The sequence below is a fragment of the Stenotrophomonas sp. YJH_SMC_25 genome (assembly GCF_059369595.1).
Genome location: NZ_JCAFSV010000010.1, coordinates 1 through 21,684, shown reverse-complemented (window position 1 = coordinate 21,684; position 21,684 = coordinate 1). Strand labels below are relative to the sequence as shown.

Sequence of the window (21,684 nt, the reverse complement as noted above, 5' to 3'; positions counted from 1 at the left end):
GAGGGATCTTCCCCCACTCTAGCGCCGAACCGATGTACCGATTCCTGCATGCATGCTGCGACCGAATGACGCAGCGGCGTCAGAGCTGGCGGCCTAGCAGCATGCCTGGCCAGCCGTCCACGTTGAACGGCGCAATTCGCGTGTAGCCGCAGGACTCGTAGAAGCGCACCAGATCACCGCTGCCTCCGCCATAGCAGTCCACGCGCAGATGGTCGAGGCCGGCAGCGCGCGCCTGCTCGTCGGCAAACGCCATCAAGCGACGACCGATGCCGCGCACGCGCGCATCACGCGAGGCCACCAATACCCGCACGTACAGCTCGGGCCCATCGGGCGCCGGCACATAGGGCATCGACTCGCCCAGCGCCAGGAACGCACGCACCTCACCCTGCTCGTTCTGGGCCACCCATGCGCCAGGCAGCGCGCACGCATCGGTCACCTGGGTGATCCGGCGTGGCACCGTGGACCATGGCTCGCTGCCCCATTGCTGCAGATTGCCGATCGACACGAACCATTCGATCACCTCGTCGAACAGCGCCAGCACCGCAGGGGCATCTGCCGCACTGGCGCGGCGGATGGTCAAGGTGTCCTTTCCTGTTTCAGTCATGCACGTACTCCTGTCAACGCGTCAATCAGCTGTCACGAGGATGCCGGCCAGCGGCCAGCACTACCAGGGTCGGAAGTCCCTGGGCCGGATTTGACATGCAGGCATTTACCTGCATATAGTCCATCCCAAGGGCGGCGCCTGCCGGCCCATCGCGAGGAACCTGCAATGGTGGATATCGCACACAGGGTCGGCATCAAGGCCCCCGCAAGCCAGGTGTACCAAGCCCTGGCCACCCCCGAAGGCGTCGCCGCCTGGTGGGCCGAAGACACCCACGGCGACCGCGAGACCGGCGGCACGGTCAAGGTCCGTTTCACCAACAACGGCCAGGAAATCGGCGCCATGGAAATGCAGCTGGAACAGCTCATTCCAGGCGAGTTGGTGCTCTGGAAGTTCCTCGCCGGCCCCGCCGAATGGATCGGCACCCACGCGCGCTTCGCACTGAAGCAGGAAGGCGACCACTGCATCGTGCTGTTCACCCACGAAGGCTGGAAGGAACGTGTCGAGTTCACCTCCCACTGCAGCACCAAGTGGGCGGTGTTCCTGATGAGCCTGAAGGCACTGCTGGAGACCGGCAAGAGCCAGCCCAACCCACACGACGTCAGGATCGACAACTGGAACTGAAGACACCCCGCATGAATGCAGACAAGGTGTTCAAGGCCTTGGCCGACCCCACGCGCAGGACGCTGCTCGACCTGCTCTGCGAGGACAACGGCCAGACCCTGGGCCAGCTGTGCGAGCACCTGGATATGGCCCGGCAATCGGTCACTCAGCACCTGGGTCTTCTGGAAGACGCCAACCTGATCAGCACTGTGCGCCGTGGCCGCGAGAAGCTGCACTTCATCAACCCGGTGCCGCTGCATGAAGTCTACGAGCGCTGGGTACGCAAGTTCGAGCAGCAGCGCCTGAGCCTGCTGCATGACCTGAAACGCGAACTGGAAGGAGAATGACGATGTCTGCAGAGTCAACCCGCTTCATCCACGTGATCTACATCGCGTCCACGCCACAGAAGGTGTTCGAGGCCATCACACGCCCCGAGATCGCCAGTCGCTACTGGGGCCACGAGAACGTCTCGGACTGGAAGCCCGGCTCGCGCTGGCAGCACGTGCGTGCCAACGAAACGCGCTCGGTCGAGCTGATCGGTGAAGTGGTGGAAAGCACCCCGCCCTCGCGCCTGGTCATCACCTGGGCCGCCGCCTCGCAGGCCGACAACCCGGATGCTTACAGCCGCGTCACCTTCGACGTCGTGCCCTACCAGGACATGGTGCGGCTGACGGTTACCCATGAGGAGCTGGAACCGGGCAGTGGCATGGATACCGGCATCCGCCAGGGCTGGCCGATCGTGCTGTCGAGCCTGAAGTCGCTGCTGGAGACGGGCAAGGGGTTGGATGTGTTCGCGAAGCCGAGTTGACGCGGTGCTGGCGCGTGGCCACCCACGCGCCTACAGCGCCACGCTGCCAATCAAGCGGCACAGGAACGCCGTCGCGGCAAACGCGGCCGCAAACGAAAACAGCCAGTGGCTCTCCGCTGAAAGCAGCCGCTTGCCCACCACGTCCAGCAACCCGGCATCGCGGAGCCGGAACTGGCGGCGAAGCAGCAGCATGCACACCCCCATCAGCGTGAGCAGCGGCAGCCACGCGAATACCAGCATGGTCAAACTGCCCGCAGACGCGCGGCCCGCACTGTAACGGCCGATGAAGGCACTGAAAGCCGCCTGGTTGTCGTGCGGCAGGAAGACGAGCAGCAACGTCGCAATACCCAGCACGTACAGCACCGCATGCCGCAGCCGCCAGGACCATAGCCACTTGATGGCCGGTACCGGCGCTGCATCCTCCGCTCCGAACCGGAAGGCCAACCGATCGCGCCCCTGCGCGCTACTTCGGAAGCCGCGCAGGAAGCCATAGTGCAGCGCCGGCAGCAGTACCAACGACAGCAGCAGCACGAAGGCGGCATTCAACGCCATCGCAGCGCCATCCTCGTTGTCGCCCAGCAGCATTGCCAAGCCGAACCAACCGGCGAAGAACACACCCAACCCGGTCACCAACAGCACGCCGGCAACCAGCCAGCGGCGCCAAGGGGCCACCGCCATCCATGTGTGCAATGAAGCAAGCGGCTCGGGCCTATCTTCCATTCCCTTCCTTCATTCACCGTGGCGCTCTGCAGGCGTACACCCTACCCGCTATTCGCTCTCTCTGCGCGCGCGCCCATAGCCCCCGTGCACATCCTGCTTGATCCAATCGGCCAGCAGGCGAAGATAGCCGTCGGTGATCCGCGTCGACACCCGGTTGCCCTCGGCATCGGTGCGGAACTCGACCATGCCGTGGTCGGTATCCGGGAACAGGTAGGTGTCGATCGGTTGCCCCGACGCGCGCAGGCGCGACAGGATCGAACGCGTGGCGGCAATCGGCGCGGCGCGGTCCTGCTCGGCCAGCACCCACAGCAACGGCACCTTCAGGCGGCGCAGCGCGGCCTCGGCGTCGTAGTCCCAGATCAGCTCCAGGTTGTCGAATCGCGCGCGGCCGATCCGGCGCAGGTCGGCTTCACTCATGCGCAGCATGTCGCCGCTGTATTCGCCGCTGATGTTCTTTGCCCACGGTGCGGCACCGATCTGCGTACGCACCTTCGCCAGCGCCTCGAACCCTTCATTGAAATGCGTGCGCATCAACTGCGCGGTCGCGTCTGAAAGCTGGCCGACCTGCTTCATCGCCGTTGCATCCAGCTGCATGCGGCGTGCCTCGTCGAACAGCTGCTCGCGGTCCTCCTCGATGGGTGACACCACCAGGCCGAAACCGATCGCCACGAAATCCGCCTGCGAGCGCGTCGCCGCCAGCGGCGCGATCCACCCGCCCTGGCTGCCACCGAAGTAGCCGGCCCGACCGAAACGCCCCGCCGCCAGCTCACGTGCCTTGGCAAGCGCCGCCGCTGCATCGTCAGCCAGCAGCTCAAAGTTCTGGGTGTACTCGCCTTCCGAATCGCCGGTGCCACGCTTCTGGTAGGCGAACACCGAAATGCCCTGGGCCACCAGCATGCGCTGGTAGATCGCCGCCACCGCCATCGTGCGTTCCGAGCCGTGCACCAGCACCACCAGCGGCCGCGTCGGGTCGGCCGGCCCTGCCGGCTCGATCAACTGCCCAACCAGCGTGGTTCCCGCGCTGATGAACGTTGCATCGGTATCGCGGGTCGGCAGTCGCCGCCAGCGCTGCGTGGCTCCCGCAGGCGTCCTGAAGCTGACCACGTCGCCGCTGCAGCTCACCGGTGCGTTGGCATCGCCGGTGGCGCCACGTCGCCCGTCCAGCATCAGATAGCGCTGGCCCGTGGCCGGCACCGCAGCGGGTGCGCCCAGCACCGCCAGGTTGCCCTGCCCGTCACCGTAGGCACTGACCGTGCACAGCTCGGCGGCTGCAACCGGCAGGCCAGAACACACCAGCGCCGCGCTCAACAACGAACGACTCCTCCACCCTGCCATGCCCTTCCCCGGTATCGTGAACCCGCCTCGTGCGGCCGCCCGGCGCAGCCTAGCGCGTTCGCTTGCCAGATTCATGCTGCATCTGCTTACTGTCGGCCTCTCCCATGACCATACTGGGCGGACGATACGAACTTCAGAGCGCACGATGCACACACATGTAGAACAGATCGACAGCACCCGCGTCCTGCGCAGCGCCGATACAGGCTCGCTGCTGGATGGCAACGCCTTGCGCGATCTGGTCGGCGATGCCCTCGGGCATCAGGCCGAGTGGATCGCCATTCCGGTGCAACGCCTCTCTCCGGACTTCTTCGAGCTGCGCTCCGGCATGGCCGGGCAGTGGCTGCAGATGCTGGTGAACTACCGCCTGCACTTCGCCGTACTGGGCGATGTCAGCGCCTACCGCGCGCAGAGCGAATCGCTGGACGCGTGGATCACCGAGTGCAACCGTGGGCACAACGGCTGCTTCGTGGCCGACTGGGACGCCCTGCTGGCACGCCTGCCGGCCCCCGCCAGCGCCGGCTGAACGCCGCCCCCACGCTCACCCTCGCCAAATCCGGTTCCGACTGCACTCCGACGCCGCCTGCCACAGCATCACCGGAAGGCTCCCCGGGCGACGTTCGATGCGTGCTTCAGACGCAGATTCCCTGCTCAGCAAAGTGGCGGCGGTCACCCTCGGCTTCTGGGTGATGAAGATCGCCGCCACCACGCTCGGCGAGACCGCGGGCGACCTGCTGTCGATGACGCTCAACCTGGGCTACGTGGCCAGCTCGGCCATCCTGCTGGCGATCTTTGCCGGCCTGCTGGGCATGCAGTTGTCGGCGCGGCGCTTCCACCCGGTGCTGTTCTGGTCGGTGGTGCTGGCGACCAGCACCGCCGGCACCACCATGTCCGACCTGATCGACCGCACGCTCGGCCTGGGCTACGCCACCGGCGCCAGTCTGCTGGCCGGCTGCCTGGCGCTGGTGCTGCTGGCCTGGCGCATGTCGGAAAAGTCGATCTCGGTCAGCAACATCGCGTCGCGCCGCGCCGAAGGCTTCTACTGGACCGCCGTGCTGTTCTCCAACACGCTCGGCACCGCGCTGGGCGACTTCCTCGCCGACGACTCCGGGCTCGGCTTCACCGGTGGCGCGCTGCTGATCGGCAGCCTCATCGCGCTCACCGCACTGGCCAGCCGCATCAAGGGCATCGACCGGGTCATCCTGTTCTGGATCGCCTTCGTACTCACCCGCCCGTTTGGCGCCACTTTCGGCGACCTGCTCACCAAGCCGCTGGAAAAGGGCGGCCTGGGCTTCGGCACGGTAGGCTCGTCGCTGGTGCTGTTCACCATTCTCGCCACGCTGGTGGCATTGCCCATGCTGCAGCGTAAAGCACAGCCAGCCAGCTAGCGCGCCGTCCAGCCCCCATCCACCGGCAGCGCCGTGCCGGTAATCTGCGCAGCGGCGTCCGAGGCCAGGAACACCACCATTTCTCCCAGCTGCTCAGGCGTCACGAACTGCAACGACGGCTGCTTTTCAGCCAGCAGCGCACGCGCGGCGGACTCCTGATCCGTGCCTTCGCGCTCGGCCAACGCGGTGATCTGCTGCTCGACCAGCGCCGTCCGCACCCAGCCCGGGCAGATCGCATTGGCGGTAATGCCGGTCCCCGCATTCTCCAGCGCGGTCACCTTGGTGAACCCCACCACGCCATGCTTGGCCGCCACATAGGCCGACTTGTTCACCGAACCCACCAGGCCGTGCACCGACGCGATGTTGATGATACGGCCGGCGCCATGCAGCTTCATGTGCGGCAAGGCCGCCGCCGTTGCATGGAACACCGCCGAGAGATTCAGCGCGAGGATCGCATCCCACTTGTCGACCGGAAATTCCTCGATCGGCGCGGTGTGCTGGATGCCCGCGTTGTTTACCAGGATGTCGATGCGGCCCATCGTCGCGACGGCATGCTCAATCATCCGGCGCACTGCCTCGCCACGGGAAAGATCGGCGCCGTCATGCGCCACGCGCACGCCGAACTCGGTTTCCAGCTTGGAACGGATGCGTTCGATCTCCGCCGCATCGCCGAAGCCATTCAGCACGATATCGGCACCTTGCCGCGCCAGGGCTATGGCAATGCCAAGACCGATACCACTGGTGGAGCCGGTGACCACCGCAACCTTTCCACTGAACATGGGCGAGCTTCCATCGGGCACAGGCGGCCAGTGTAGCGCCACCGGCCGCCGCACCCACTTCCTACGCGTCCACGTTCAATGAATACGCCAGCAGGAATTCCCTGGCGTACTCATTCCCAGCCTGCGCCGAAGCGCGGATCAGGTACACCGCACGTGGCACGTCGCTGGCGACACCCTTGCCATGGAACAACGCCAGGCCAAACTCGTACATGGCCGACGGATAGCCGGCCTCCGATGCCCGCTCAAAATGCGCGGCCGCACGCATGACGTCCTGCTCGACGCGGTCACCGGTCAGCAGGCACAGCCCTATCGCATGGATTGCCGGGATATAACCCTTCTCTGCGGCCTGCTTGAGGGTCGCGAAGCTGTCCGCCTCGGCATGTGCGTCGTCCTCCCCCACAGGCATCGAAGAAGAGAGGAACAACGCTTCAGCACAGCCGCGTGCAAGCTGCGGGGCCAACAGCCGCCGCGCCTCGGCAATGTCACCACCGTCGAGCATCGCATCGAAGTCGGTCGTGAGCTGGGTTGGCATGTTCGTCATGGCGCAGGCGTCCGTCCTGTTCGCGGGCATCCGTTCGCCCCGCTGGCATTATGCCTGCACCAGGCCAGGGCATTGCACCAGCCCCACAAGGCCGGGTGACCAGAAGACTCTCCGCGTCCATCGATGTTGGCCCTATAGTCAACGCCATCCACCCAAGGATGGCCCGATGAACCCCTGCAACGCCCTGCTGCCCGCCGCCCTGATCGCACTGCTCGCCCCCGCCACCAGCGTGGCCGCAGCGACCGCACAACCGGCCACACCGCTCACCACCGGCAGCGTGTGGCTGGACATTGCCAGCGGCCGTGTCGAGGGCGATGTCTGCATGTCCAACCTCCCAGCCGAATCATGGGGCGCGTTCGTACTCAACGCCGGCCTGAACGTCGCACGGGTCTTCGACGGTGACGGTAAGCCGGTAGGGTTTGATGGCTGGTACGACCCGGGCGTGGATGGCGAGGCGCGCGTCTACACCCTGGCCGGGCCCACCGCCACGCTCTGCGTGCATTACGTGGGCGCGTTCCCGCTGTACCCGAAGCACGATGCCCTGGGCGACTTCAAGGGCATGATGGCCTTCAACGGCGACAGCGCCCGTTTCACCGAACAGTCCGCGTGGCTGCCGCAGGCATTCGACCCCAAGGCCCGCGTGCGCAGCAACGAAAGCCGCTACGACCTGCAGGTGGACTGCGCCGGCTGCCGCTTCCTGTATCTCAACGGCAGCCCGGCCATCGAAGGCGCGCAGGGGCGATTCCGCAGCGACAACGCGCGGCCGATCCTGTTGTTCGGCGGCAGCGGCCCGATCACCCGCACCGCGCAGGTCACGATCCTCAACGAGACCCTGCCCACGGCCAAGGTCGATGCACTGTCCAGCACGGTGCAGAAGGTAGCCGACGTGCACAGCCGCTACATGGGCATGCCGCTGGCCGACCGCCCTACCTTCCTGCGCATGGTCACGCTCAACCAGATCGAGCGCGATCGCGAAGGCAGCGAATGGGGCTTTGCCACCTGGCCCACCATCGCCATGAGCGGCAGCATCGGCAACGTGGCCGACTCGCTGCTGGCCGGGGGCGAGCAGGCCGAACGGCGCGTGCAGTACATCGCACACGAAATGGGCCATTACTATTTCGGCACACTGAACCGTCCGCAGGGGCCGTATTTCTGGGTGCTGCTGGAGTCCAGCGCCGAGTTCCTGTCGATCAAGGCGCTGCGCGAGATCAGTGGCGATGCCGCGGCCGATCGCTATATTGCGCGACTGCAATCGGCCATCGACACGCAGGACAAGCCGTTGCCAGCATTCGATGCCATCGACGGCAACTCCGATCTGGGCGAGATGTATCGCTACGTCTATGCCCCCTTGCTGTTGCTCTCGCTGGAGAAACAGATGGGCGAAGCGAAGATGCAGGCCTTCATGCGCGGGCTGCTGGCCGCGCCGTCGCCGAGGAACTGGGCCGAGCTGCAGGGCATTGCGCTGAAGGCCGGCATCGACGCCAAGGCCTGGGAGCGTTGGCGGGCCAGCTGTGTGGCAGGTGGCACACCGAGGTGCCGGTAGATCCACGCCACGCGTGGATTCACTCCCTCAACGCCCGCACAACTGAATCGCCCAGCTCCGTGTCCAAGGCAACCCGCCCCCTGGCCCCTCCATTTGCCAATCAGCGCCGCTGATGTCCCCGCGCAATCAGAAGAACAGACCCGCCTGATCCACAGTCGCCAGTGGATTGGCCTTCCGCACCGCCTCCAGGAACAGCAGGAAATCGCGATTGAACAGCGTCAGGTTGTTGGTGAACGTCACGCACTTTCTGCCCGATGCTTTGCTGAAGCACACCTGCCAGACATAACGTCCGTAGATCTTGTCGGAGGTGCGAGTGACTGAGTTGATCTGCGAAAGCGGAACCGCCGTGGGCACCGGCCCACGCCGTAGGTAAAAGGACGCCGCATCAAAGAAGTAGTGCTCCCGATCCTCTTTTCCATCCACCATCACCAAGGTCATGGACCTGCCGGAAATCCGGCGCGGAGCATGCAAATGCAGCCCCGATTTCACGGACGAGCGAGCAGTTGCTGACATCCGCCGAAGGGTGAACCAGAGGATCACCAACGGAAGGGCCGCGAGGACAATGAAACCTACAGTCTTCAAAACAGTTTCCAGCGTGCTAGGCACACAGATCTCCAAGATGAACTTTCAGGCGATACCCAAGTAGATCCACGCCACGCGTGGATGCTCTGGCTTCAACGCCTTTTCACTTCCAATGATCCGGCCCCAGGAACGGCAGGCTTAGCACAAACACCGGCACGGCCACAGGGATCAGCGCCGCGCCGAGCACCTTGCCCGCCGCCGAACCCGCACCCGGCTTGCCCTCCCTCTCCGGCAGGATCCGCTGCGCCCGCGCATTAATCGGCTGTGCCAGCTTCCCCTTCTCCGCCAGTGCCGCAGCATCCGGCAACTGCACCCGCTCGCCGTCGCCCTCGAACAGCGCGCTGTAATAGCTGCCGCCCTTCCTTGAAAGATTGCAGGCGCGGTCAAACGCCAGCGCGTAACGGGTCCGGTCCATCGGCAGGTAGTAGCGCGCCCGCTCCTCCACGGCCTTGGCCTCACGCGGGAGCACCTCAATCCGCTCCAGCTTGAACTGTCCGGCCAGCTCTGCCGTCACCTGCTCCGGCAGCAGCAGCAGCGCATAGCTGCCGTGCACCTTGGCCTTGTTGGCCGGGTCGCGCCAGTCCTCATGGAAGTACATCTGCGCGCAGGCCACCGCCTCGCGCAGCGGGCTGTCCATCAGCGCGCGGTACTCGCGGAACGGCGCGGCATTGAAGCGCATCGGCTCGTCATAGCGCGGCAACAGGTACAGCTGGCCGTCGTCGGCCACGAACGCACTGGTTATCTCGCGGCTGGAAGCGTGCTCCTCCGGGCCACTGGCACAGCCAGACAGTAGGCCAAGGCACAGGGCGGAGAGAATGAAAAAAGACGTTCGCATGTCGTGTTCGAGGGCTTGCCTGGAAAACCGGCCCCGCCCAGAAGGACGAGGCCAGCCCACCATGTTGCCACGACACGGCACGCGATGCAGACCCCGCCTTACTTCAACCGCTCCACCAACCGCTGCCCCACCTCCAGCGCCGAAGCCGGGTTCTGCCCGGTAATCAGCTCACGGTCCACCACCACATGCCCCATCCACGGCGTGGCATTGCTGCTGAACCGCGCACCCGCCCGCTGCAACGCGGTCTGCGGGTAGAACTTCATCTCACCGCCACCCAGCAACGGCTTGGCCTGCTCTTCTTCCTGGTTGCTGATCACCGTCATCTGGTAGCCGCTGTAGATCCACTTCGGCATGGCCGGCATCGCACCCGTTTCCAGCTTCGCCACGAAACCCGCAGCATCCGGCAGCGTGGACAGCAGCGCGATCGGCCCGTGGCAGACCAGCGCGGTGGTTTTGTTGCGCTGGTGGAAGTCGGCCAGCAGCCGGCCCAGCGCCGGGCTCTTCAGCAGGTCCTGCATCGGCGCGTGGCCACCCGGAATGTAGACCGCATCGAAACGCGCGTAGCCCTGCTGCTCGATGCGTGCCAGGCTGACCACCGGCGAGGCCGTCGCCGAGGTCAGCGCCAGTTTCTCCAGCAGTTCCTTGTGCAGCGTCAGCTGCGCGGCATCGTTGCCGAAGTACGCCGGCGTCACCGAAGACGCATCCACCGTCGGCGCCCGCCCCTGCGGCGTGGCGAAGGTCACCTCGTGGCCCGCGTCCAGCAGCAGCTTGACCGGCTGCATCAGCTCGTTGAGATAGAAGCCGGTGGACAGCACCTTGCCGTCCTTCAGGTCCAGGTGGTTTTCGTCGGACAGCACCACCAGCACGTTGGCGGCCTGCGCGCCGCTGGCAGCCAGGGTCAGGGCCAGCGCTGCGGCCAGCCGGGTCATCAGGTTCATGGGGGAGCTCCTAATCGGGGAATGGCGGCCACTTTATTCATCGCCCCAGCGGCGATAAATTGGCCCCATCGCAAAACATCTGTTCCCCGGAGAGCCAAATGAGCCGCAAGTTCGACTACCTGGGCGATGTGGAGGTGTTTCTGGCGGTGGTCGAGCACGGCTCGTTCACCGCCGGCGCGGTGGCGCTGTCCACCACGCCCTCGGTGCTGAGCCGTGCGGTCACCCGCTTGGAAGCGCGGCTGGGCCGGCAGCTGCTGCAGCGGACCACCCGCCGCGTGGGCCTGACCGACGCCGGGCGGCTCTATCTGGAACAGGTGCGCACCGCCTTCGGCCTGCTCGACGACGCCGAGCGCGACCTACTGGCCCAGGACGGTGCGCTGGCCGGCCGCGTGCGCCTGAGCGTGCCCACCACCTATGGCCACTACCGGCTGCCGCCCGTGCTGGCGCGCTTTGCGCAGCAGTACCCCCAGGTGCAGGTGGAACTGAACATCACCAACCGCAACGTGGACCTGGTGGCCGAAGGCTTCGACCTCGCCATCCGCCTGGGCCAGCTGCCGGACAGCGGGCTGGTGGGGCGGAAGCTGGAAGACGCGCCTTTGGTGCTGGTGGCTTCGCCGGACTACCTGCTGCGCCGGGGTACGCCGCAGACGCTGGACGACCTGCAGCAGCACCTGTGCCTGCCGTTTGTGATGCCGCGTACCGGGCGGCTGGCGCCGTGGGTGTTCCGCGACGGCGGGCGCGACGTGGACTGGCTGCCGCGTTCGTCCATCGAGACCTCCGACGATGTGCTGGGCGTGGTGTCGCTGGCCGAACAGGGCATCGGCATCTGCCAGAGCTATGCGTTCATCGTGCGCGAGCGGTTGCAGCGTGGGCAACTGGTGGAAGTGCTGCCACAGTTGCGCGGGCGGTCCAGGCCGTTCTCGGTGATCTATGCGCCGCATCGGCGGCAGTCGGCAGCGGCACGGGCGATGATTGAGTTGCTGGTGGGGAATGCGGGGCATGCTGAGGATGGCGCTGGCTGAGGCCGCGAGGTTCGCTGGCGATGTCGGGTTTGAACCGCTTTTCGGGGTGTGTGGCTGATCACGCGCCGTTGCCACTCGGTGCGGATTAAGAACTGTTGCAAAGAAGGCTGTCGCGCTATTCGCTTGTGGCATGGGCGATTGCGCCACTTTGATTCGCCATCAGCAGAGCGGCTGCGCGAATGCGTCTGCTGGCGTCGTGTGCTGCACGAGAGGTGCGTGCAACAATAGTTCTTCGCTTTCGGATTCCGCGTTTCCTTCGCGAATTTCTATTGGCATTCGAGGCGGCTGCGTAAACACCATGGCGCGCCACCGACAACGGGTGGCCCCGGGTCTGCAAACCCGTTTGATGCACGCGCAAGTTGTTTACGCTTGCCCGTCGGCACCGTCCTTAACCGGTGCCGGCGGGCAATCCGTCGGCCTTTCTGGCGGGCGGTGCGTGGGAGTCTTCGGACTCACCGGCCAATAGCGCTGCATCAACCGGTTTGCAGCCACGCATCGTCCGCCACCTCTTCACGGTGGCGCTGTTAAGCACAGCCACGGAAGCCGACGCCATGAACGAATCCGACACCTTCTCCTCGTACACCGTTGTTGAACCCATCAACGACGACACCTCACGACCCGACCTGAACTCCCTGCTCGGCATCCTCGAGCGCATGCGCGGCTGCGAGGGCGCCGATGGACTGCCCTGGCCGGAGAACGACGTGTCACCCGGCCGCCGCGTGAGCCTGGCGAGGAGCGAGCGCGCGATGGTGGGAGCGCTGACGGTGCTGGAGCTGCTGCACGCGGCGGACCGCTGCCGGGTGGCAGCGGAGCCGGAGCGGCATTTGGATGAGGGGGTGGTTGATGGGTTGTTTCTGGCTTGCCGGGGGTTGGTTGAGTGGGCATGTCATGAGGTTAGGCCGGAGTGAGGCCAATAGTCCTTCAAGATCAACTCACTCGCGGATAGAACAACAAGCGAAGGCTTCAAAATGCGATGCGCAAACACTGAATTTGCTCCAAGTTCGACTTCTAAGCGCCGGCAGACCTCACATACGCACATCAAGCCAGATGCAACGCAAGCACTTTAGTAACCAAGAGAAAAACTCAAAATGCACACCAATTCAAATGCAGATGCCGGGCACAACACTCGGTCGAACTTAAATACAACTAGTTAACCCAATTCTCGAGCCCACCAAAACTACCAACCAAACGCTTTACATTTGCATGTCCGATGGCACTCCCAACACTAGTGAGTGAAAGAGACTTCATTGCTGAATTTGACCACTTTTGGAATAGCACCTCAGTCGCCGGACGAATTCTCAACACCTTGGCCCGAACTTCCTCTTCAGTCATTAGATTCCGCTGATAGATTGATTTTACCCGATCAATAACATCCAGCGGAATACCCTGACGAGAAAGATCGGGCTCGATATCCGCGTATCGCATTACACCAACCTGATACTTACTTGCATCATTCAGGCAAGGAATGAAGATTCGCGAATCCACACCACCAGAGAAACCCATCTCTTCAATTTCATCGCGAGAAAGACCTGCAACAAACAATGCAGGGTAGTCCTTCAGGAGGATGCCCTCCACGGAAATCTCCATTAGCAAAGATGTTGATCCACACCCGGCAAATTCCAGATATGTGAACGAGGAATCGCTTACCGCCAGCGCCTCCACAAATGGAAGTATATATCTATCTAGATATGCCCCCAGTGCATTATCAGACTTAATTCCGACACTTTCTGTGTATCGAAGCACGAAGACCACTGCAAGATTTGCCAACTGACCTTCGGTCAGCTTGGGGGCAGTTGCCAACGATTCGTCCAAAACCAGCTGAAGGAGATCTCTCTGCTCCTGCTTTGATCGATCAACCAATAGATCAACAAGCAAATCAGCCAAATTTTCATCCCCGGCTCTAGCGTGCTCCTTTTGTACCGTGTAGAGAGCATGCTGGAAAGAAGGATCATTAGCTTGACTGAAGCCAGACGGATTCTCATTCATAAGTCTACTTATGAATTTCTCTGTTATGTATTCTGCCCGACGGGTAGCCTCCTCCCGGGCGACAGCTGAGAGTCGATAGAAGTTAGCCTCAAAAAGGTCGTGCGCCACCTGCCTAACGTCTTGATATGTCATTCCCTGCTGAAAATTGATATCCCTTCCCGCCTGAAGGGCAGTCGAATTTTCAGTCGACGTCTGACTCTGATCGTTACTGGTCATGATTTTCCCTCGCATGGCCTGAATTCAACTCACCGCTCACCTTGATATCGCGTCCCGCCTGAATCGCGACCCCGCCCTTGGAGGCCCGCTGCACTTGGGCCGGCCTCTCTTGCTCGCGACCTACCGGAGAAATCACTCGCGCCTTGCTTCGCATTCGCCGCACCATCTTCACGATGTACAAGAATACGCCTGCGGCAAATCCAAGAATTCCCGCTATGGCGGCCCCTACCTCCAGAACGTCTTTGATCGTCGTATCCACAATCCCTCCTTGATCATTCCATTCCATGCCAGAAGCCAACGTCAAGCTTCGTAGCTGCCCCCAGGCCCTGCACCTCACCGAGCATCCATTGCCGTCCATGATGCCCTTCCGACATGGCAATAGCGGCACCATGGCATCTACTCTTCGCAACGAAGCTGTGATTGCAACACTGGAAAGAGTTTACAGCCAGCCGAGCCCAGCCTTGCGCGCCTCGGTCAGCATACATCAGGGCACCATCACCCCCTCAGCGTCGAAAGTCTCCGAGTGCTTCGTCGGATACTTCGAGGCAGAATAGTTTATTGTGCACGTGAATTTCCATGTGAGACTAGGCGATTGCTGGCCCATGATGGAATTCATAAGCCACACGGTTGATCACTAAACGATTAATACTATCGACCTCCACCATTCCCTCTGCGATTGGATAGCCAAACAGAGCCAGATTGGGGACGCTCAATGACCGCTCATAAGCCTCGGCGCCGCTGAACCGACGGCGAGTTATTCCATAGACGGTCTGGAATGGTCTCTCACCGTGATAGTGACTACTAAAGTACGAGGGATACACCAGACCATCGTAGCCACCGTCCTTGGCTGCACGCGCAATCGCCCGCGCTGCGTCGTAGGCCCCCCTGCCGCCAAGAAAGAGCATATGGACCGCCATGTCGAGACTTTCGAACTCTGTCGCATCCTCCTCCAGAACTACCGTCAGGTCTAGGAGGCGCAGTTGACGTCGTGGATTAAGGGAGGCGACGAACAAGTCGTCCTCTATGGTGTAACGGCACTCATGCACGCACAAGTCGATCAAAGGAGAGGCATACATGACCGGCAATCCATCGGAACTTAGTCGTCCATCCTGCGGGACGTTTGAGGGTGGCGTGTCGTATTCGAGGGGATTGATAACTGAGCCGGGACTCTTCCGCACTCGATAGAACGTCTCATCCGTCCCGACCGTCCTTGTCGGGTACTCGGCCATGATCCGCTCAATGACGGCTGTACGCTTCCCGTCATCTAGTAGGGCTTTCAGTGGCTCAACCTCGCCAATCATCCACAGCCGAGGGCCATAATAGAAGAACCCCACTCCCAGCAGCCTCTCGAAAACTCCTATGTCATCCGTCAGCACAGCATCAATATCGATGCTGGTTTTCTGGTGTTCGTTCAACTGAATGGCAGGAGCTCCTCCAAAGTCATACTTGTGGAAGGATCCGTCGACGAAGAAGCGTTCGGCCAGGTAGGCCAGAGGCGCTCTGCCAAGTTTGATGCCATCCCCCCGTCCGCAATTGGGACATAATCCCACCTCCTCTCTGCCATATTGCATGGCATCGAGTATCAGGCCACGATTCTTGAAGCAGCGACTGCAGGCAATTGCAATTAGTTCTTCTGGAATCTCCGAAGATTCACTCACAATACCACTCCATATGGATTTGCAAGGGTAACCACATAACGACTAAGCCCGGCTAACCGACCGCAGCGATTACGACGAAGTATCCCCCCCCGGAACCGCCAATCGCAAGAAACAACCTCCTTATATGATATCCAGTGAATTCACAGCAGCGAAGGATCAATTCATAATTTATCTATCCGATCCATAACAAAATCTCCGTCCTGGTAGCCAGTGACCACGGACCAACCGGCAAACAATTCCCAAAGGAAGTTGGCCAGATACTCGACGTCCGAGTTTTCGGATCCATCTCGAAGAACTACAATCGCGCGGTTCAGCCTTTTGAGAAAAGCATAGACTTCGTCTTCGCCAACATCTATCGCGGCGAGCGTGTACTTCAGCTCCTCAGCCAAGATTCCCAATTCTACGACGATGGAGCTGACGTGCCCTGCCTCCAGACCATTCATAACGTCGTACCACTTCTCTCCACCGGACGGCCCGATGGCAGCGAAGTAGGCCCTAAATTTCTTGATGTCCGCAAGATCTTCAACCACCTTAGGGTCAGCAGCCCCATCGCTCGCGAACAGCAGTTGGTAAATACACTGCTCTTTGAATAGAGCATAGTGGTGCTGAAGGTTCTTTCGGATTCGCTTTCGTTTGGCATTTGCCGGCAACCAAACCACGAGCATATACATAATCTGACTGACGAGAACGCCAATCGCCATGTTGAAAACAATCTGATTTCCAACAGGAAACGACGTCAAGACGACCTCGATCCAAGTGCCCTGCAATGGACCGATCAATGGTTCCTCGCTGGCTTTAAACATCAACAGCGCACTGACGCCAAACAGGGCCCACAGCGTTCCTCCTAGCGCATGCACCCTTACGCACCTTGTGAAGGCTTGGCCTCGGCCTGAATGCCGTGGAGTCGAATTCATCCTTCTTCCTCCCTAATAACTCCAGCGCGGAACACCACCGACAGCGCAGCATTTGTTCAGTGTTGCGTCAGGCCTTTCAATTCGTCAACGGTATGAAGGAACGCGGAGGCAACACGCCATGATTACGCCATACCGATCACCCACTCACCGACCGGCCTGTCAGAAGATAATTCTCCCCCTAATCTAAGCCCCCCCTCGTAGTTTCGGGCTACAACGCCAAAAGCTTGCCAAGTAATACATTCCAGCAAGCACCACGCTGATCCCGCACAGAAGATGATAGATGCTCCAAACAACAAGGGCGCCTCTCGGCGCCCTCGTTCTTTCAACTCATTCCCACTCAATAGTAGCCGGCGGCTTCCCCGAGATGTCGTAAACAACCCGTGACACCCCCCGCAACTCATTGATGATCCGGTTGCTCACCGTCCCCAGGAACTCATACGGCAGATGCGCCCAATGCGCCGTCATGAAGTCGATCGTCTCCACCGCACGCAGCGCAATCACCCACTCATAAGCGCGCGCATCGCCCACCACGCCCACCGACTTCACCGGCAGGAACACGGCAAACGCCTGGCTGGTCTTGTCGTACAGGTCCGCCTTGCGCAGCTCATCGATGAAGATGGCATCGGCCTTGGCCAGCAGTTCGGCGTATTCGCGCTTCACTTCGCCCAGGATACGCACGCCCAGGCCCGGGCCCGGGAACGGGTGGCGATAGACCATGGCGCGCGGCAGGCCCAGCTCGACGCCCAGGCGGCGCACTTCGTCCTTGAACAGCTCGCGCAGCGGCTCCACCAGGCCCAGCTTCATGTGCTCCGGCAGGCCGCCCACGTTGTGGTGACTCTTGATCACATGCGCCTTGCCGGTCTTGCTGCCGGCCGACTCGATCACGTCCGGGTAGATGGTGCCCTGCGCCAGCCACTTGGCGTTCTTCAGCTTGTTCGACTCTTCGTCGAAGATCTCAACGAACAGGTTGCCGATGATCTTGCGCTTGGCTTCCGGGTCGCTCACGCCTTCCAGGGCGGCGAAGTAACGGTCGGCGGCATTCACACGCACGACCTTCACGCCCATGTGCTCGGCAAACATCGCCATCACCTGGTCGCCTTCCTGCCAGCGCAGCAGGCCGGTATCCACGAACACGCAGGTCAGCTTCTCGCCGATGGCCTTGTGCAGCAGCGCGGCCACCACGGACGAATCGACGCCACCGGACAGGCCCAGGATCACTTCGTCATCGCCCACCTGTTCGCGCACGCGGGCGATCTGGTCGTCGATGATGTTGGCGGCGGTCCACAGGGTCTGGCAGCCGCACACATCCACCACGAAGCGGCGCAGCAGCGCCTGGCCCTGCAGGGTGTGGGTCACTTCCGGGTGGAACTGCACGCCGTACCAGCGCTTTTCTTCGTTGGCCATGGCGGCCACCGGAATGCGGTCGGTGGTGGCGGTGATGGTGAAGCCCGGCGGCGCAACGGAGACGTGGTCGCCGTGGCTCATCCAGACATTCAGCTTCGGCTCGCCGCCGTGGTCGCTCAGGCCCGTGAACAGCGCATCCGGATTGATCACGTTCACTTCGGCGTGGCCGAACTCGCGCTGGTCCGCCGCTTCGGTGGCACCGCCCAGCTGGGCCGCCAGGGTCTGCATGCCGTAGCAGATGCCGAAGATCGGCAGGCCGCTGTCGAACACTTCCTGCGGCGCGGCCGGCGCACCCGGCAGCGTGGTCGATTCCGGGCCACCGGACAGGATGATGCCCTTGGCGCCGAACGCGGCGATCTCGGCCGGGTCGTGGTCCCACGCCCAGATTTCGCAGTAGACGCCCAGCTCGCGGATGCGGCGGGCGATCAGCTGCGTGTACTGCGCGCCGAAATCGAGGATGAGGATCTTGTCGTTATGGATGTTGGTCATGGCGCCCCGGCAATGCAGTAGGGAAAACGAAAATCTGAAAGAGAAAATGCGGCGGCAGATAGAGAAAGAGGAACGGGAAGTGCTTCCTCGTTCCTCTTTGCTCGGCCCGCGTCAGGCGCGGTAGTTCGGCGGCTCTTTGGTGATCGTCACGTCGTGGACGTGGCTCTCACGCTGGCCGGCGCCGCTGATCTTCACGAACTTGGGCTTGCTGCGCATGTCTTCGATGGTGGCGCAGCCCACGTAGCCCATGGTGGCGCGCAGGCCGCCCATCAGCTGGTGGATGATGCCGCCCACCGGGCCGCGGTACGGCACGCGGCCTTCGATGCCTTCCGGCACCAGCTTGTCGGCGGTGGCGGCGTCCTGGAAGTAGCGGTCCTTCGACCCCTTCTCCATGGCAGCCAGCGAACCCATGCCGCGGTAGCTCTTGTACGAACGGCCCTGGTACAGCTCGGTCTCGCCCGGCGATTCCTCGGTACCGGCCAGCAGGCCACCGACCATGATGGTCGAGGCACCGGCGGCCAGCGCCTTGCCGATGTCGCCCGAGTAGCGGATGCCACCGTCGGCGATCAGCGGGATGCGGTCCTGCAGGGCTTCGGCCACCAGGTCAATCGCGGTGACCTGCGGCACGCCGACGCCGGCGACGACGCGGGTGGTGCAGATCGAGCCCGGGCCGATGCCGACCTTGACGGCGTCCGCGCCGCTGTCCAGCAGCGCCAGTGCGGCTTCGCCGGTGCAGATGTTGCCACCGATGACCTGCACGTTCGGGAAGTTCTTCTTGACCCAGCTGACGCGGTCCAGCACGCCCTGCGAGTGGCCGTGCGCGGTATCGACCACGATCACGTCCACGCCGGCGGCGACCAGCGCTTCCACGCGGCGATCGGTATCGCCACCCACGCCGACGGCTGCGCCAACCAGCAGGCGGGTCGACAGATCCTTGGCAGCGTTCGGGAAGTCGGTGTTCTTCTGGATGTCCTTGACGGTGATCAGGCCACGCAGTTCGAACGAATCATTGACCACCAGCACCTTTTCGATGCGGTTGCGGTGCAGCAGCTGCAGCACTTCGTCAGACGCGGCGCCTTCCTTGACCGTGATCAGGCGATCCTTCTTGGTCATGATGTGGCGGACCGGATCGTCCAGCTCGGTTTCAAAGCGCATATCGCGGTGGGTCACGATACCGGCCAGCAGGCCGTCGCTGCCCACCACCGGCACGCCGGAGATGTTGTGCGCCTGGGTCAGGGCCAGCACGTCGCGGATGGTGGTTTCCGGGCCGACGGTGATCGGGTCGCGGATGACACCGGCCTCGAACTTCTTGACCTTGGCCACTTCCGCGGCCTGCTGTTCCAGGCTGAGATTCTTGTGGATGATGCCCATGCCGCCGAGCTGGGCCATGGCGATGGCCAGGCGGGCTTCGGTGACGGTATCCATGGCGGCGGACAGGATCGGAAGCTTCAGCTTCAGGTCTCGGGTCAACCGCGTTTCGAGGTTGACGTCCTTGGGCAGGATGGTCGAATGGGCGGGGACGAGCGAGACGTCGTCGTAAGTGAGTGCTTCAGCCTGGATGCGCAGCATCGGCATACCCGAGATGTGGGGAAGCGCGACATTTTACCCCTTTTTCGCGCCGCGTGGCAGGGGGTAGATGCGACGCAGTGTCGCGCGGGCGGTGATCGGTTCAGGGCGGCTTGGGTGGGTGCCAACCTTGGTTGGCACAACCCGTCCGGCACCTGGACCCCAGATGGGGCCAAGGCCTCTGCCTGTTTGTGCCAACCAAGGTTGGCACCCACCAGGAGCGGGTCATGCCGGGGGCCCAAGCCACCTTGGATTGCCTTGGGTAGGTGCCAACCTTGGTTGGCAAGATCCATCCGGCACCAAGCCCCCAGATGGGGCCAAAGCCTCTGCCTGTTTGTGCCAACCAAGGTTGGCACGCACCAGGAGCGGGGCATCACCCTGCCCCAGCATTGTGCCGACCAACGGTCGGCACCCACCAACAGCAGATCTCCCCAATCGCAGGTCAGCTCAGCGCTTCCGCGGCTTCCAGGGTGTTCTGCATCAGCGTGGCCACAGTCATCGGGCCCACGCCACCCGGCACCGGGGTGATCCAGCTCGCCCGCTGGGCAGCCGCCTCAAACCCGACATCGCCCACCAGGCGACCGTCATCCAAGCGGTTGATGCCCACGTCGATCACCACCGCGCCCGGCTTCACCCACTCGCCCGGCACGATGCCCGGGCGGCCCACGGCCACCACCAGGATGTCGGCGTTGCGCACGGCCTGTTCCAGCACGTCCTTCGGGGTGAACTTGTGGCAGCTGGTGACGGTGCAGCCGGCAATCAGAAGTTCCAGGCCCATCGGGCGGCCGACGTGGTTGCTCACGCCCACGATGGTGGCGTTGCGGCCGCGCACCGGCTGGTCGGTGTGGCCCAGCAGCGTGGTGATGCCGCGCGGGGTGCACGGGCGCAGGCCGAACTCGCGCAGGGCCAGGTGGCCGACGTTTTCCGGGTGGAAACCGTCCACGTCCTTGCGCGGGTCGATGCGCTGGATCAGCCGGCGCGCATCGGGGATGCCCGGCAGGGGCAGCTGGATCAGGATGCCGTTGATCTTCGGATCCGCGTTGAGCTGGTCGATCAGGTCGAGCAGCTCGGCCTCGGTGGTACCGGCCGGCAGGTCGTAGTCGTGCGCCTCGATGCCGACCTTCTCGGCGGCACGACGCTTGTTGCGCACGTACACCGTCGAGGCCGGGTCGCCACCGACCAGCACCACGGCCAGGCCCGGGCGGCTACCACCGGCGGCCACGCGAGCGTCGACGCGCACCTTCAGGCTGTCGAGCAGGTCCTCGGCGATACGGCGGCCATCAAGGATGCGGGCAGGAAGCTGGGGGGCGGAATCGGTCATCGGGAGCGGGCGTGGGGCGGTGGGGACGCTATTGTCCCTGATTCAGGCCCCCTCGCCCACCGCCGCGCGCCGACACCGCGCACCGGTAGTGCCGGCCGCTGGCCGGCAACTCCACGACGTCGGAACGTTTCCGTATCTGCCGGCCAGCGGCCGGCACTACCAACCACCGGCTTGGGTAATCCCCACCCGGTAGTGCCGGCCGCTGGCCGGCAACCCCACGACGTCGGAACGATTCCGTATCTGCCGGCCAGCGGCCGGCACTACCAACCACCGGCTTCGGCAATTCCCCACACGGGTAGTGCCGGCCGCTGGCCGGCACCCCCATGACGTCGGAACGTTTCCGTATCTGCCGGCCAGCGGCCGGCACTACCAACCACCGGCTTCGGCAATTCCCCACACGGTAGTGCCGGCCGCTGGCCGGCAACCCCATGACGTCGG

Annotated in this window: 23 protein-coding genes; 8 read left to right on the top strand and 15 right to left on the bottom strand. The window is 63.2% G+C overall.

Features of this window, described 5'->3' with window-relative positions; all coding sequences use genetic code 11:
- Positions 1–79 precede the first annotated feature (79 nt).
- Positions 80–604 carry a GNAT family N-acetyltransferase gene (locus tag AC5P7E_RS14545; RefSeq protein WP_005413051.1) on the bottom strand — a complete coding sequence of 175 codons (525 nt, stop codon included), beginning with the start codon at positions 602–604 and terminating at the stop codon, positions 80–82.
- 165 nt (positions 605–769) lie between these two features.
- Between AC5P7E_RS14545 and AC5P7E_RS14540 the strand changes: the two genes are divergently transcribed.
- From AC5P7E_RS14540 to AC5P7E_RS14530, 3 genes are read left to right on the top strand one after another with little or no spacing between them, the layout of a single operon-like run.
- A complete protein-coding gene (locus tag AC5P7E_RS14540) occupies positions 770–1,225 on the top strand; it encodes an SRPBCC family protein (protein WP_049459929.1) in 456 nt (151 codons plus the stop codon).
- Between the two features lie 11 nt (positions 1,226–1,236).
- Positions 1,237–1,551: an ArsR/SmtB family transcription factor gene (locus AC5P7E_RS14535; RefSeq protein ID WP_005416268.1), complete on the top strand. Its 315-nt coding sequence runs from the start codon at positions 1,237–1,239 to the stop codon at positions 1,549–1,551.
- Positions 1,552–1,553: 2 nt separating this feature from the next.
- Positions 1,554–2,012: an SRPBCC family protein gene (locus AC5P7E_RS14530; RefSeq protein ID WP_065184074.1), complete on the top strand. Its 459-nt coding sequence runs from the start codon at positions 1,554–1,556 to the stop codon at positions 2,010–2,012.
- Between the two features lie 30 nt (positions 2,013–2,042).
- On the opposite strand, the gene AC5P7E_RS14525 is transcribed toward AC5P7E_RS14530, so the two are convergent.
- Together AC5P7E_RS14525 and AC5P7E_RS14520 are read right to left on the bottom strand one after the other, a co-directional pair.
- Positions 2,043–2,597, bottom strand: coding sequence for a hypothetical protein (locus tag AC5P7E_RS14525; protein ID WP_495222851.1), 555 nt, complete (start codon positions 2,595–2,597; stop codon positions 2,043–2,045).
- A gap of 183 nt (positions 2,598–2,780) precedes the next feature.
- On the bottom strand, positions 2,781–4,040 hold the full coding sequence (locus AC5P7E_RS14520; protein WP_231347479.1) for an alpha/beta hydrolase family protein: 1,260 nt from the start codon (positions 4,038–4,040) through the stop codon (positions 2,781–2,783).
- 172 nt (positions 4,041–4,212) lie between these two features.
- Here AC5P7E_RS14520 and AC5P7E_RS14515 point away from each other — a divergent pair, with 172 nt between their 5' ends.
- Positions 4,213–4,590, top strand: a complete 378-nt coding sequence (locus tag AC5P7E_RS14515) for a DUF4180 domain-containing protein (RefSeq protein ID WP_049459927.1) — start codon at positions 4,213–4,215, stop codon at positions 4,588–4,590.
- Between the two features lie 97 nt (positions 4,591–4,687).
- Positions 4,688–5,452 carry a COG4705 family protein gene (locus tag AC5P7E_RS14510; protein WP_114618749.1) on the top strand — a complete coding sequence of 255 codons (765 nt, stop codon included), beginning with the start codon at positions 4,688–4,690 and terminating at the stop codon, positions 5,450–5,452.
- Here AC5P7E_RS14510 and AC5P7E_RS14505 read toward each other — a convergent pair.
- Together AC5P7E_RS14505 and AC5P7E_RS14500 are read right to left on the bottom strand one after the other, a co-directional pair.
- Positions 5,449–6,231, bottom strand: a complete 783-nt coding sequence (locus AC5P7E_RS14505; protein ID WP_060380222.1) for a 3-hydroxybutyrate dehydrogenase — start codon at positions 6,229–6,231, stop codon at positions 5,449–5,451. The two genes, AC5P7E_RS14510 and AC5P7E_RS14505, sit on opposite strands and share 4 nt — an antisense overlap.
- A 61-nt stretch (positions 6,232–6,292) precedes the next feature.
- The gene (locus AC5P7E_RS14500) at positions 6,293–6,772 is read right to left on the bottom strand and encodes a tetratricopeptide repeat protein (RefSeq protein WP_158079765.1); all 480 of its coding nucleotides are present in this window, start codon (positions 6,770–6,772) and stop codon (positions 6,293–6,295) included.
- 166 nt (positions 6,773–6,938) lie between these two features.
- On the opposite strand from AC5P7E_RS14500, the gene AC5P7E_RS14495 reads away from it, so the two are divergent.
- Positions 6,939–8,315: a gluzincin family metallopeptidase gene (locus AC5P7E_RS14495; RefSeq protein WP_114618748.1), complete on the top strand. Its 1,377-nt coding sequence runs from the start codon at positions 6,939–6,941 to the stop codon at positions 8,313–8,315.
- Positions 8,316–8,441: 126 nt separating this feature from the next.
- On the opposite strand, the gene AC5P7E_RS14490 is transcribed toward AC5P7E_RS14495, so the two are convergent.
- The 3 genes from AC5P7E_RS14490 to AC5P7E_RS14480 form a co-directional block, all read right to left on the bottom strand.
- Positions 8,442–8,897, bottom strand: coding sequence for a hypothetical protein (locus tag AC5P7E_RS14490; protein ID WP_239684654.1), 456 nt, complete (start codon positions 8,895–8,897; stop codon positions 8,442–8,444).
- Between the two features lie 103 nt (positions 8,898–9,000).
- Positions 9,001–9,732: a hypothetical protein gene (locus AC5P7E_RS14485; RefSeq protein WP_114618675.1), complete on the bottom strand. Its 732-nt coding sequence runs from the start codon at positions 9,730–9,732 to the stop codon at positions 9,001–9,003.
- A gap of 98 nt (positions 9,733–9,830) precedes the next feature.
- Complete coding sequence (locus AC5P7E_RS14480; RefSeq protein ID WP_076739211.1) at positions 9,831–10,670, bottom strand: type 1 glutamine amidotransferase domain-containing protein; 840 nt, start codon at positions 10,668–10,670, stop codon at positions 9,831–9,833.
- Positions 10,671–10,768: 98 nt separating this feature from the next.
- Here AC5P7E_RS14480 and AC5P7E_RS14475 point away from each other — a divergent pair, with 98 nt between their 5' ends.
- Positions 10,769–11,692, top strand: a complete 924-nt coding sequence (locus tag AC5P7E_RS14475; protein ID WP_114618674.1) for a LysR family transcriptional regulator — start codon at positions 10,769–10,771, stop codon at positions 11,690–11,692.
- A 551-nt stretch (positions 11,693–12,243) separates the two neighbouring features.
- Positions 12,244–12,600, top strand: coding sequence for a hypothetical protein (locus AC5P7E_RS14470; protein WP_111105507.1), 357 nt, complete (start codon positions 12,244–12,246; stop codon positions 12,598–12,600).
- 238 nt (positions 12,601–12,838) lie between these two features.
- On the opposite strand, the gene AC5P7E_RS14465 is transcribed toward AC5P7E_RS14470, so the two are convergent.
- The 7 genes from AC5P7E_RS14465 to folD all read right to left on the bottom strand — a co-directional run bounded on the left by AC5P7E_RS14465 (position 12,839) and on the right by folD (position 21,246).
- Positions 12,839–13,894 carry an LPO_1073/Vpar_1526 family protein gene (locus AC5P7E_RS14465; protein ID WP_146264683.1) on the bottom strand — a complete coding sequence of 352 codons (1,056 nt, stop codon included), beginning with the start codon at positions 13,892–13,894 and terminating at the stop codon, positions 12,839–12,841.
- Positions 13,884–14,153, bottom strand: coding sequence for a hypothetical protein (locus AC5P7E_RS14460; protein ID WP_044570001.1), 270 nt, complete (start codon positions 14,151–14,153; stop codon positions 13,884–13,886). Before AC5P7E_RS14460 ends, AC5P7E_RS14465 begins: the two co-directional genes overlap by 11 nt.
- A 325-nt stretch (positions 14,154–14,478) precedes the next feature.
- A complete protein-coding gene (locus AC5P7E_RS14455; protein ID WP_012479960.1) occupies positions 14,479–15,552 on the bottom strand; it encodes an RES family NAD+ phosphorylase in 1,074 nt (357 codons plus the stop codon).
- Positions 15,553–15,713: 161 nt separating this feature from the next.
- Positions 15,714–16,409: a hypothetical protein gene (locus AC5P7E_RS14450; protein WP_185695494.1), complete on the bottom strand. Its 696-nt coding sequence runs from the start codon at positions 16,407–16,409 to the stop codon at positions 15,714–15,716.
- Between the two features lie 384 nt (positions 16,410–16,793).
- A complete protein-coding gene (gene guaA, locus AC5P7E_RS14445) occupies positions 16,794–18,359 on the bottom strand; it encodes a glutamine-hydrolyzing GMP synthase (RefSeq protein ID WP_329761673.1) in 1,566 nt (521 codons plus the stop codon).
- 111 nt (positions 18,360–18,470) lie between these two features.
- Entirely contained in the window at positions 18,471–19,928 is a 1,458-nt protein-coding gene (gene guaB / locus AC5P7E_RS14440; protein WP_005409308.1) for an IMP dehydrogenase, read from the bottom strand.
- 439 nt (positions 19,929–20,367) lie between these two features.
- A complete protein-coding gene (folD, locus tag AC5P7E_RS14435) occupies positions 20,368–21,246 on the bottom strand; it encodes a bifunctional methylenetetrahydrofolate dehydrogenase/methenyltetrahydrofolate cyclohydrolase FolD (RefSeq protein WP_014036908.1) in 879 nt (292 codons plus the stop codon).
- Between the last annotated feature and the right edge of the window lie 438 nt (positions 21,247–21,684).

What these genes read in the sequence shown, in the direction of transcription:
- AC5P7E_RS14500 (WP_158079765.1), bottom strand. Translation starts at nt 6,772, where the DNA reads ATGACGAACATGCCAACCCAGCTCACGACCGACTTCGATGCGATGCTC.
- AC5P7E_RS14470 (WP_111105507.1), top strand. Translation starts at nt 12,244, where the DNA reads ATGAACGAATCCGACACCTTCTCCTCGTACACCGTTGTTGAACCCATC.
- guaB (WP_005409308.1), bottom strand. Translation starts at nt 19,928, where the DNA reads ATGCTGCGCATCCAGGCTGAAGCACTCACTTACGACGACGTCTCGCTC.
- AC5P7E_RS14480 (WP_076739211.1), bottom strand. Translation starts at nt 10,670, where the DNA reads ATGAACCTGATGACCCGGCTGGCCGCAGCGCTGGCCCTGACCCTGGCT.
- guaA (WP_329761673.1), bottom strand. Translation starts at nt 18,359, where the DNA reads ATGACCAACATCCATAACGACAAGATCCTCATCCTCGATTTCGGCGCG.
- AC5P7E_RS14505 (WP_060380222.1), bottom strand. Translation starts at nt 6,231, where the DNA reads ATGTTCAGTGGAAAGGTTGCGGTGGTCACCGGCTCCACCAGTGGTATC.
- AC5P7E_RS14495 (WP_114618748.1), top strand. Translation starts at nt 6,939, where the DNA reads ATGAACCCCTGCAACGCCCTGCTGCCCGCCGCCCTGATCGCACTGCTC.
- AC5P7E_RS14510 (WP_114618749.1), top strand. Translation starts at nt 4,688, where the DNA reads ATGCGTGCTTCAGACGCAGATTCCCTGCTCAGCAAAGTGGCGGCGGTC.
- AC5P7E_RS14545 (WP_005413051.1), bottom strand. Translation starts at nt 604, where the DNA reads ATGACTGAAACAGGAAAGGACACCTTGACCATCCGCCGCGCCAGTGCG.
- AC5P7E_RS14465 (WP_146264683.1), bottom strand. Translation starts at nt 13,894, where the DNA reads ATGACCAGTAACGATCAGAGTCAGACGTCGACTGAAAATTCGACTGCC.
- AC5P7E_RS14475 (WP_114618674.1), top strand. Translation starts at nt 10,769, where the DNA reads ATGAGCCGCAAGTTCGACTACCTGGGCGATGTGGAGGTGTTTCTGGCG.
- AC5P7E_RS14530 (WP_065184074.1), top strand. Translation starts at nt 1,554, where the DNA reads ATGTCTGCAGAGTCAACCCGCTTCATCCACGTGATCTACATCGCGTCC.
- AC5P7E_RS14515 (WP_049459927.1), top strand. Translation starts at nt 4,213, where the DNA reads ATGCACACACATGTAGAACAGATCGACAGCACCCGCGTCCTGCGCAGC.
- AC5P7E_RS14535 (WP_005416268.1), top strand. Translation starts at nt 1,237, where the DNA reads ATGAATGCAGACAAGGTGTTCAAGGCCTTGGCCGACCCCACGCGCAGG.
- folD (WP_014036908.1), bottom strand. Translation starts at nt 21,246, where the DNA reads ATGACCGATTCCGCCCCCCAGCTTCCTGCCCGCATCCTTGATGGCCGC.
- AC5P7E_RS14525 (WP_495222851.1), bottom strand. Translation starts at nt 2,597, where the DNA reads ATGCTGCTGGGCGACAACGAGGATGGCGCTGCGATGGCGTTGAATGCC.
- AC5P7E_RS14485 (WP_114618675.1), bottom strand. Translation starts at nt 9,732, where the DNA reads ATGCGAACGTCTTTTTTCATTCTCTCCGCCCTGTGCCTTGGCCTACTG.
- AC5P7E_RS14540 (WP_049459929.1), top strand. Translation starts at nt 770, where the DNA reads ATGGTGGATATCGCACACAGGGTCGGCATCAAGGCCCCCGCAAGCCAG.